The 10,484-nt window shown below is 64.5% G+C and carries 8 protein-coding genes and 1 pseudogene; 5 read left to right on the forward strand and 4 right to left on the reverse strand.

Going from position 1 to position 10,484, the window contains the following annotated elements; translation table 11 throughout:
• The 3 genes from EOC06_RS22680 to EOC06_RS22690 all read right to left on the reverse strand — a co-directional run.
• Window positions 1–413: NAD(P)-binding domain-containing protein (locus tag EOC06_RS22680; RefSeq protein ID WP_164898694.1), on the reverse strand; the 413-nt coding region annotated here is incomplete at its 3' end.
• Window positions 414–473: 60 nt separating this feature from the next.
• Window positions 474–1,808 carry an O-antigen ligase gene (locus tag EOC06_RS22685; protein ID WP_128308834.1) on the reverse strand — a complete coding sequence of 445 codons (1,335 nt, stop codon included), beginning with the start codon at window positions 1,806–1,808 and terminating at the stop codon, window positions 474–476.
• On the reverse strand, window positions 1,777–2,775 hold the full coding sequence (locus EOC06_RS22690) for a glycosyltransferase family 2 protein (RefSeq protein WP_128308835.1): 999 nt from the start codon (window positions 2,773–2,775) through the stop codon (window positions 1,777–1,779). The genes EOC06_RS22685 and EOC06_RS22690 overlap by 32 nt, the downstream gene beginning before the upstream one ends.
• Before the next feature lie 172 nt (window positions 2,776–2,947).
• Between EOC06_RS22690 and EOC06_RS22695 the strand changes: the two genes are divergently transcribed.
• From EOC06_RS22695 to EOC06_RS22705, 3 genes are read left to right on the forward strand one after another with little or no spacing between them, the layout of a single operon-like run.
• On the forward strand, window positions 2,948–4,120 hold the full coding sequence (locus tag EOC06_RS22695; RefSeq protein ID WP_128308836.1) for a glycosyltransferase family 4 protein: 1,173 nt from the start codon (window positions 2,948–2,950) through the stop codon (window positions 4,118–4,120).
• Window positions 4,117–4,911 (forward strand): WecB/TagA/CpsF family glycosyltransferase, encoded by a 795-nt coding sequence (locus tag EOC06_RS22700; protein WP_127328764.1) that lies wholly within the window; start codon window positions 4,117–4,119, stop codon window positions 4,909–4,911. The genes EOC06_RS22695 and EOC06_RS22700 overlap by 4 nt, the downstream gene beginning before the upstream one ends.
• Complete coding sequence (locus EOC06_RS22705; RefSeq protein WP_127271449.1) at window positions 4,908–5,831, forward strand: DUF6492 family protein; 924 nt, start codon at window positions 4,908–4,910, stop codon at window positions 5,829–5,831. The genes EOC06_RS22700 and EOC06_RS22705 overlap by 4 nt, the downstream gene beginning before the upstream one ends.
• Here the strand turns inward: EOC06_RS22705 and EOC06_RS22710 are convergent.
• Entirely contained in the window at window positions 5,828–7,123 is a 1,296-nt protein-coding gene (locus EOC06_RS22710) for a lipopolysaccharide biosynthesis protein (RefSeq protein ID WP_128308837.1), read from the reverse strand. The two genes, EOC06_RS22705 and EOC06_RS22710, sit on opposite strands and share 4 nt — an antisense overlap.
• A 198-nt stretch (window positions 7,124–7,321) precedes the next feature.
• Between EOC06_RS22710 and EOC06_RS22715 the strand changes: the two are divergent.
• Together EOC06_RS22715 and EOC06_RS43200 are read left to right on the forward strand one after the other, a co-directional pair.
• Window positions 7,322–9,873 (forward strand): annotated as a pseudogene (locus EOC06_RS22715) (Wzz/FepE/Etk N-terminal domain-containing protein).
• A 180-nt stretch (window positions 9,874–10,053) separates the two neighbouring features.
• Window positions 10,054–10,484 (forward strand): tetrahydrofolate dehydrogenase/cyclohydrolase catalytic domain-containing protein (locus EOC06_RS43200; protein ID WP_281062101.1); only part of this gene is annotated, 431 nt, incomplete at its 3' end.

The following is a 10,484-nucleotide window of genomic DNA, read 5'->3' on the forward strand; positions in this document are numbered from 1 at the left end:
CTGTTGGAGAACACCACCATCATGCCCTTGCCGATTGCTGCCGGCGTGTTGGGCATGCAGCGCACGATCGGCGCGCGGTTGCCGAGGATTTCCTCGAAGGTGCTGGCCGGCGTGCCGGCGGCGATGCTGACGAAGGTGGTGCGGCCATCGCCGAAACGCTTGTAGGCGGAGGTGACATCGCGGATCACCTGCGGCTTCACCGCGATGACGACGAGATCGGGCACGGCATCGGCCGGGATGCTGCCGGCATCGGCTGATGTCGCGCAGCCCAGCGTGGCCGCGCGATTGCGCAGATCGGCATTGGGCTCGACCACGAAAACCGCCGATGGCGCAAGCTTACCGGATTTCAGCCAGCCTGAGAGCATGGCGTAACCCATATTGCCGCAGCCGGCGAGAACAAGCCTGATCGTCATCAAAAGCCCTCCGAAGGAAGGCTTTCACATAGACGCTAGCGCTTCCCTGGGGAAGCCCTGTCAGGATCGCGAGCCGCGATCGGGATCGCGCACTGCCATCGGCCGCAGCGAGACTTGCCTGAGGCCAAATACGCCGAGCACGAAGAACAGCCAGACCGGGTCGCCGCGATGGAAGAAGAAGCTTTCGAGAAAAGCGTTCAGCGCCGTGAACAGCACCACCATCATGAAGAAGTCACCGAGAAAAATGTTTTCCCTGCGCAACGGAATGCGCATGTAGTCGCGCAGCGGCGCGATGAGGAAAGTGTAGACCGCCACGCAGAGTGCCGGAATGCCCATCAAAACGGCGATGTCGAGATAGCCGTCATGGCCGTGCACGATGGTCCTGATGTCCCACGGCCGGTCGAAGGGCTGGTCCTGGTTGAGCAGCAAGGGCGTGCCCCAGAAGCTCTCATAGCCGTAACCGGTCCATGGCTTCTTCGCGAGCATGCTGCCGGCGAACTCCCACAGCGTCGTGCGGCCCGTATAGGTCATGTCCGGGAAATAGATCGCCGCGAGATGTTTTATCGGCGGCAGGAATACGATGCCCAGCGTGCCGACCGCTGTCGCGACGATCGCCAGCGCAAACAGGATTGGCGTGCCGAGCCGCATGCCGATCAGGCTCGGGAACATCACGATCAGGATCGAGAACGGCACCAGGCCGGCGGTCGTCTTGGAGCCGGTGTGCAGCATGAAGATCATCGCTGCGAAGAAGATCCCGGCGCCCCAATAGCGCTGTCCGCGCCGGTAGAGATAGAGGCCTGCGAAGCTGAGGCAGGCCATGATCGGCCCGGCGATGTTCTTGTGGGTGAACACGCCGCGCCACAGGCCGGCATGCTCAGGCTCCTGCGAGTCGGCGGTGTGCATCGCCTCGTGCGGAAAAACGATGAGGCCGAGATAGGAAAGGCCCATGACCACGACGGCGGTGAAGATGATCACCTTCGAGAAGGCTTCGGCGTCGCGCGGCAGCACCAGGATCGTCGCCATTGTCAGGATGCCGATCAGGGTGAAGGAGGCGGCGCGCATGGCCGAAGGCGGATCGGTCGACAGGATCACCGAGAGGAAAAAGAAGCCCAGCATCAGCATCCAGGACGGGCTGAGCAGCGAGCGCACCACACGCGGATCGGCAAAGGCCATCAGCGAGAAGATCGACATGGCGCCGAGCGAACCGAAGCCAAGCTGGTTGACGATGTCGCCGCCTTGACCGGCGAGTTCTGCGCCGCCCGGCTGGAACGGCCGGAAGGACACCATGATGACGGTGAACAGCAGCGCGGCAATGGCGGTCGCCACGCCTTCGCGCGTGAACGCGGCGCTGAGCGGCGCGCGCTCAGTTTTTCTCAGGCTGGCGGTATTGCTCATTGGCATATCCGAATTCGGCCAGCACGCGGCCCAGCGCCACATGGACGGGGTAGATGGCGATATCAGGCGATCCGGTCCGCGCCAGCCGGATCAGGCCGCGAAGCGGCGAGGCGGCAAGCAGTGCCAGGCTCTTCAGCAACACCTTGGCGCCGGCCAGCGGTGTGCCGGCGCGCTTCTTTTTTTCGACCAGTGTCGAGATCACGCCATTGCGCAGGCTGCGGGCACGGATCCAGTCGGCTTCGATACGCCGGGCCGGGACGGTTTCATGCACCTTGGCCTCGGCGCACCAGCCCAGCACAAAGCCCTTTTGCGCCGACCGGCTGAGAAAATCGGAATCGCCGCCGCCCATGAAGTTGAATCTGAGATCGAGAAAGGGTGGACCCATGGCGATCAGCACGTTGCGCCCGACCAGAAGATTGCCGGACGAATAGAGCGCCGGCACCCGCTTTGTCTCCCGGTAGGGCGGCGCGAACACCGGATGCTCGGCCCATCGCGCATGGGCGGGGTCGGCAAACACGGGCACCTGCGGGCCGCCGACAATATCGGCACTGAGCGTTTCGGCAGCCCGGCACATCCGTTCCAGCCACTGCGGATCGGCGATCTCGTCATCGTCGATGACCAGCAGATGCCTGAAGTTCGGGAATTGCAGGATCGCCGTCTGCCAGCCGGCATTGTAGGCGCTGCAATTGCCGCGCTCATGCGCGATGATCACCAGGCCCGGCATCTCGCCGCGCTCGAACAGCGGCAGCGCTGCCTTGGCGCCGGCCCGCGCCTCGGCTTCGTTCTCCATGACGATCACGGCAAAGCGCCTGCCGGTTTGCTGCGCGCGCAGCGACGCGAGCGTTTGCAGTACCTGCTCGGGACGCTTGAAGGTCGGCAAGGTGACGACGGCTTCGACGGCCTCGACGTCAAGCCGCGGCGTGCGTCCCGCGACCGATACCGAACCGTCCGATGGCAAAGGGATCATCCGTGTCCAGCCACATGGTGAGTTGGGCTCTGGTAGCACCACGGTTGATAAGGTTTCGTTAATCACCTTGCACGGAGAACGCCTGCAAGCAGAGCCTTTCGGCCGCCGAATGTGCTCGCTTAATCAAGGGTTCACCGCGCTTTGCTACCGGCTACACCACTGGATAGGTGAGATGCATCTGCTGTTCGCCACATCGATCGTGCCCGACGGTGCTCTCGCCTCGGGCTACGAGATCGCAAACGCTGCGATCATCGCCGCCCTGCGGCGCGCTGGCGTGCGCGTAACCGTCATTGGTTTCACCTGGCCCGGGAAACCCGCGGCCGACCCCGAAAACACCGTGGTGCTGGGTGCCATCGACGTGCGCACGGACAATGCCTCCGCGCGGCAGAAGCTGGCCTGGGTCGGCAAGGCGCTGCTTTCGGGCCTCACCTTCGCCTCGGTCAAGCTGCGCGCCGTGTCCGACAGCTATGTTCTCGCTGCCATCGAGCAAGCTGGACCGGTTGACGGCTACGTGCTGAATTCCGTGCAGTTCGCCGGCGCCTTCGAAAAGCTGTTCACCGAGCGGCCTTCGATCTTCGTTGCCCACAATGTCGAGCATCTTTCGGCGCGGGAGAATGCCGCTGCCGCCGACAGCCTCTTCCAGCGCCTGCTGTTCCGCCGCGAGGCGAGGTTGCTCAAGGCCGTCGAAGAGCGTCTCTGCCGCCGGGCGCGCTTCGTCTTCACCCTGGCCGAGGAAGACCGCGCCGCACTAGGTGTCGCCTCCGACAACCGCTCGGCGGTGCTGCCGCTGGTGACCGGTGCCCAGGCGCCAACCCTGAAAGGCCCTCGCCGCATCGACTGCGACGCCGCCCTGATCGGCACCTGGACCTGGCAGCCGAACCGCATCGGCCTCGACTGGTTCCTGGGCAAGGTCGTGCCGCATCTGCGGCCCGATTTCCGCATCCGCATCGCAGGCCACATGCCTTCGGGCGTCGCCTCGAAGCATCCCGGTGTCGAATTTGTCGGCCGCGTGCCCGACGCGCAGGCTTTCGTGCGCGGTGCAGCCGTCATCCCGTTGATCAGCACCGCGGGCAGCGGCGTCCAGTTGAAGACCATCGAAACCTTCGAACTCGGCCTGCCTTCGGTCGCCACCAGCCGTTCGCTGCGCGGCATCGACCATCGTCCAGCCAATTGCTTCGTCACCGACGATCCCGTCGCCTTCGCCAGGGCTCTCGAGGCTGCGGCGGCCGACATCCGCGACGTCGACGGCAGCGCGTTCCGGGGCTCGCAGGTCAAGGCGCTCGACGCTGCCATCCGGCTCGGCCTCGAAGAGCTTGAGCCTGCCAGGCAGGAGGCGTTTGCATGAACATGCATTCCGCCCGCGCCGCGTTCGGGCTCGACAAGCTGAAGACGATCCTTGGCATCCCGGTGGTTGCGGTCCGCTGGAACGATGCCATCGCCCTGCTGAACCGGTTGATTGCCGAGCGGCGCTTCACCAAGGTCAGTTTCCTCAACGCCCACAACGCCAACATCGCCTATACCGACCCGGTGTTCGCCGGGGCACTCGATGATTTCCTCATCCTGCCCGACGGCATCGGCATCGATCTGGCGGCGAGACTCCTCTACGGGGCGCCGTTTCCCGACAATCTCAACGGCACCGATTTCGTCCCGGCCTTCCTGCAGGCCTCGACGACGCCGCTGACCGTTGGGCTGCTCGGCGCGACGCGTGTCAATGCCGAAGCGGCTTCGGTCAAGCTGGCCGCCTTGGCGGTGCAGCACAAATTCGTGGTGATCCATGACGGCTATTTCCCTGCTTCGCAGGAGCAGGAAATCGTCGACCGGATCGCCGCGCTTCGGCCCGACGTGCTGCTCGTCGCCATGGGCGTGCCGCGCCAGGAATTGTGGATCGAACGCCACATCGACGCGCGCCACTGCACGCTGCCGATCGCCGTCGGCGCGTTGCTTGATTTCCTGAGCGGCGCGGTGCCCCGCGCGCCCTTGTGGATGCGCCGGCTGCGGCTCGAATGGCTGTTCCGGTTGGCTGTCGAACCGAGCCGCCTGTGGCGCCGTTATGTGGTCGGCAACCCACTGTTCCTGCTGCGCGTCGTCAGGCAGAAATTCTCGCTTGCGCCCGAAGCCGCGGAGGATGTCAAGTGAACAGCAGGTTCGTGCCAGGCACCGCTGTCGAGCCAGGCCCGCTGCGGCAGACACCGACGGCGGCCATCGTGACGGCAAGCTACGCGCCCGACTTCGAGCGCTGCCGCCTGCTGTGCGAGACACTTGATCGCCACGTTTCGGGCGCGGCGCACCATTACATCCTGGTCGAACATCGCGACGTCAGGCTGTTTCGCCAATTGGAAACCGGCCGCCGCACGGTCGTCGACGAGCGTGAATTGCTGCCGCGCTGGCTGCACGCATTTGACGATCCGCTCAGCCTGTTTCGCCGGCGCGTCTGGCTCAGCCTGAAGACCCAGCCGCTGCGTGGCTGGCACGTGCAGCAATTGCGTCGCATCGCCATCTCGGCGCATGCATCTCAAGATGTGCTGATCTTCTGCGATTCCGATGTTGCCTTCCTCAAACCTTTCGACTGCGCCGCCTTCTGGCGCGACGGCAAGGCGCGGCTGTTCCGCCGCGACGGCGTGCTGGCGGACGAAGGTCATGAGGAGCATCGCATCTGGTCGCGCAACGCGGGGTCGGCACTCGGCATCGATCCGTCCCGGACATCGGTCCACGACTACATCTCGACGCTGATCGCCTGGCGGCGCGACACCGTGCTGGCCATGTGCGGCGAGATCGAGAAGGTCCATGGTCGCAACTGGGTCGAGGTCGTCGGCTCGGCGCGCAAATTCTCCGAATGCATGATCTACGGCCGCTATGTCGACGATTTGCTACAGGGTGCCGGCCACTTCCACGGTTCGGAGGAGTTCTGCCGGGTGCACTGGACCGGCGAGGCGCTGTCGGACGACGAGTTCCGCCGCTTCGTTGCCGCCATGGCGCCGGAGCAGGTGGCGATCGGCATGCAATCCTTCATCGGCACCGATATCGGCCGTATCCGCCGTTTGACCGGGCTGGATTAGATGGGCTTTGCCGGTTTACGCATCGCCGAATAGGTGAGCAGCGTCGAGACGAGATACAAAAGCAGGAAGACGACATTGAGCGACAGCACCAGGTTCGGCGTGTCGAGGATGGTCGTCAGCACATAGGTCAAAAGCAGCGCCTTCAGTGCGGCGAGCAGACCGAGATTGAGCGCCCGCACCAGCGTCTGGCCGCGCGCGAACAAAAGCTCGGCCTGATATTCGACCAGATTGCGCAAGCCAGGCACGCAGATCGCCAGCACGACCAGCGGCGCGGCCTCGGCGACATTCTTGCCGAGCGCATTGGGGAAGAAATGCAGCACGATGCCAAGCGTCAGCAGCGCTGCCGTGGAGACCGCGAACACACCGCCTTCGATGCCGCTCTTGACCGCCAGCCGTGACAACAGTTCCGGTGCGCGCATCATGCGCTGCACCAGCATCATCGAGAAGGTGCGGATCGGAATGGCGGTCAGGTCTACCAGCCGCATAATGATGGCGTAGATGCCAGCCAGATGCGGGCCGCCGATCGCCAGCACCAGCAGCTTGTCGAACTCCATCTGCAGGTAGAACAGCACTTCGGCGCCGGCCACGTAGACAGAATCGGCCAATCGCCTGAGATAGAGCTCGATGCGCAGCCGCAACCGCTGGCGGGGGTAGAAGAAGCCGAAGGCAATCAGCAGCGAGGCGGCATTGGCGCCGATATAGAACCACGACCATATCCAGACGCTGTGATGCGCAGAGAACATAAACAGCACCGCGCCAAGCGCCCGCAACGCGGTCGCCAGGATAGCCAGCAGCGCGGCGCGGCCGAATTTGCCCAGGCCATTGTTGACGATCAGCGCCACCTCGACCGGCCGCCACAGCAGCGCTTCGGCAAAGACGATTGCCGCAAACACCGACAGCGGCACGGTGTCGGCGAAGAAAAGCAGGTAGACGCCGAACGAGGCCGCGGCCAGCAGCGGCAGCGACAGCACGCCGAGCAGCAGGAAGCCGGCGGAAAAGGTGCCGATCAGATTGGGGCGGATGGTGGCGGTGCGGTAGAGCGCCGAGATGAACCCGAAGGCGAGGATGCGCGACAGCATGACACCGGCCGCCGAAGCGGTGGCGAACATGCCGAATTCGGAAATGGACAGCGTGTTGGCCAGCGCGATGAAATAGGCCAGCGAAAACACCAGTCGCCCGCCGGCGCCGCTGATCGCCGAGAAATAGTCGCGAAGCAGCCCCCGTCGTTCGGCCAAAAAGCTGCCGATCCGGGCGAGGGGCCGCCTTTGCGGTATGTCACTGGCCTGCGTCATTTCTCAAGGAGAGCCTAGGCGGGAAAACTTAACGTGCCGTTCTGGAGGCTGAGCCTGTGTCGAAAATAGATGCAACCGAAGCGAGAAACCGACGCTTCGGTGCGGGAAAATTAACCTTTTGTTTTCCATGCCTGTTTAGCGTGGCTTAACGAATGGCCAAGCGCCGTTTGCAGGTCGCCAAAGGTAAAGTTCCAGACGATGGTCGACAGGGAAAACCGCGAGGACTGGAAGCGCGAGCGCTCATTGCTGGCGCTTGGCCAGGCTGTGCGCGGCGACGAACCCGACGCGTCCCTGGTCTCGATAGGCGACCGGGCAGACCCGTCATGGCGCGAGGATGCCGCCACGCGTCATCGCCTCGCCCGTTCGCAGCGCGAGGCGCGCAACCCGAAACTGTCGGATCCGGCCGCGACCGACGGGGATCATGAGCAAGCTTACCGCGCGCAAACCACGCCACGGACACAGTCTGGTGCCGCCGAAACCGCTGGCGCCCGTCGCGCCGATCGTGCATCGGAACCTTACGCTGCAGGCGACGCGTCGTTACCCCGAAACGACGGCACGGACAGTCAGCAGTGGAAGCCGCTGATCGATCCGATGCAGGTCGTGCGTGGTGTCGGCAAGTCGAAGCTGCTGATCGTGACGACGACACTACTGGGCGCTGCGCTCGGCGTCACCATCGCGCTGTCGACGCCGAAGAAATATGAAGCCACCACCGAACTGATCGTCGACCCGCGCGACCTGAAGCTCACCGATCGTGACCTCACCCAGTCGGTCGTCGCTTCCGACGCCACGCTGGCCATCGTCGAGAACCAGGTTCGGGTGCTGACCTCAGGCACCGTTCTCAACAAGGTCGTCGACAAGCTCAATCTGGTCAACGACCCCGAATTCAATGGGCAAGGCGGCGGCGGCCTCAGCGTCATGTCGCTCATCCGCTCCGTCCTGTCCCGCAATGATGGGCCGGGGGGTGTCGACGACAGCCGCCGCCGCGCGCTTGCTGTCGGCAATCTGGCCGAGAGCCTTTCGGTCGAGCGCGGCGGCAAGACCTTCGTCATCACCGTCAGCGCCACCACGCAGAATGGCGAGAAATCGGCCCTCATCGCCAACACGATGACGGATGTCTTCCTGCAGACCTTCGGCCAGATACAGTCGGACACGGCAGGCCGCGCCACCGACGAACTGACGGCCAGGCTTGACGAGTTGCGCAAAGGGGTCGAGGCGGCCGAGCGCAAGGTCGAGGATTTCAGGGCTACCCATGATCTCGTCGATGCGCAGGGCCACCTCATCAGCGACGACGAAATGCTGAAACTCAACGAGCAGCTGTCGGTTGCCCGCGCCCGCACGCTGGAGCTGAATGCCCGGGCGGCCTCGGCGCGTTCGGTCGACGTCAATTCGGTTCTCACCGGTACCTTGCCGGAGGAGATCAACTCCAACTCGATGAGCGATCTGCGTTCGCAATATGCATCGCTCAAGCAGGAGGCTGACCGCGCCGCCATTCGGTTCGGCCCGCGTCATCCCGAACTCCAGGCGCTCAATGCCCAGATTGCCGGCGCACGCGACCGCATCGCCTCGGAGCTGCGCCGCATCGGCTCGTCGCTGCAGGTCGACCTCAAGCGCGCGGTCCAGCTCGAACAGGATCTTGCCTCTCGCCTGGCGCAGCTGAAGGTCCGCAGCGGCGACGTCAACAGCGACCTGGTGTCGATGCGCGAACTGGAGCGCGAGGCCACCGCCAAGCGTTCCGTCTACGAACAGTATCTGCTGCGCGCCAAGGAGACCGGCGAGCAGAAGGACATCAACACAGCCAACATCAATGTGATCTCGAAGGCCTTCGCGCCGCTCGAGCCGAACGGGCCGTCGCGGGTCGTGGTCGCGCTCGCCGGCCTGTTGCTGGGTTTCGCCTCCGGCATTGGCCTCGGAGCCATGCGTGGCGCCTATGAGAGCCTGCGTGACACTGCCAATTCGCGCTCGCGTCGCGACCATGGCACGGACGAACACCGGACGCCTTACGAAGACAAGGCATATCGGTCAGCGCCGCCGCCGGCGCCGCCACAACCACCAGCGCCGCAGCCATCGACACCCCCGCCTGCATCACCACCGCCTGGCGCGCCATCGCCTGTCCAGCAAGCCGAGGTCTCGCCGGCCGAAGGTTCCGGCCGGATCGGTGCCTTGCTGTCGAGGCGCTGTCGGGGCTGCACAAGTCCGTCTCACGCAGGCCGTCCCGGGAGGAGCCGTTCGATACCGTTGAATGGGCCTCTGCCGAAAACGCGAAGCCGATGCAGGATCCGCAATACTCCGCTTACCCCCAATCGGCGCCGGCCTTCGAGCCTCGGCAGGCGGCCGCGGCAGCATACCCGTCGCGGCCTTTCCAGCCCGGCGGCCATCCGCAGCAGACGGCGCAGCCGCCACTGCCGCCTCCCATGGTGCAGCAGCGGCCATATTCCGGGCCGCAGCTCTATCCCTACGCGCAGCCATTGGGCTACGCACAGCCGCCGGCCTATCCCTATCCGCAATCGATGCCGGCCGCCAATGCCGGGCTGCAGCCCGATCCGGCTCAGCCTGCTTCCGAGTCCTATCCACAGCCGTCCCTCCCGCAGCAGCAGGCGGCTCAGCCTCATCAGCGATCGGCGGAGCCGTCGCGGGCCGCGGAGGATGCCGAGCAGCAAGCGCCAATCGAGGAAATCCGCGCCAGCCTGCGCGAATTCCGCGAAGCGGTTCGCGAACTGACCGAGAGCCGCGTGCGGCGTCGCTACTTCTGAGCCACAAAAATCTGCGCTGTGCCGTACAAAAACATGCCGGTTTCGCGTAAACGGCATGGGACGGCGCTTTGGCGGGATTGCATGTTGGAATTTTCGTGAAAATGCCACGCTGTGAAAGATCGAAAAGCGCGTCGCTTCCGCAAGCGACGCGCTTGGGCATTCTGGTGTTGAGGGTAGTCCATGGCCGAAGTGATTGATGGCAAGAGCGTTGCCGGCGACGTTGTGGGGTCGGTCAAGACCCTGACGGCTGAGCTTGTCGCCAAGGGCCAGGCCAAGCCGGGTCTTGCCGTGGTTATCGTCGGCGAGGACCCGGCCAGCCAGGTCTATGTCGCGTCCAAGTCGCGCACCGCCAAGGAATGCGGCTTTCATTCCGTCCAGCACACGCTGCCGGCCGAAACCTCGGAACCGGCGTTGCTGAAGATCATCGGCGATCTCAACGCCGATCCGGCCATCAACGGCATCCTCGTGCAGCTTCCGCTGCCGGCCCATATCGACGCCGGCAAGATCATCCAGACCATCGCGCCGGAAAAGGATGTCGACGGCTTCCATTTCATCAATGTCGGCAAGCTCGGCACCGGTGAACTCGAGACAGCCTTCGTGCCTTGCACGCC

Origin of the sequence: Mesorhizobium sp. M7A.F.Ca.MR.362.00.0.0, assembly GCF_004023175.1 — a bacterium.
Lineage (GTDB): Bacteria > Pseudomonadota > Alphaproteobacteria > Rhizobiales > Rhizobiaceae > Mesorhizobium.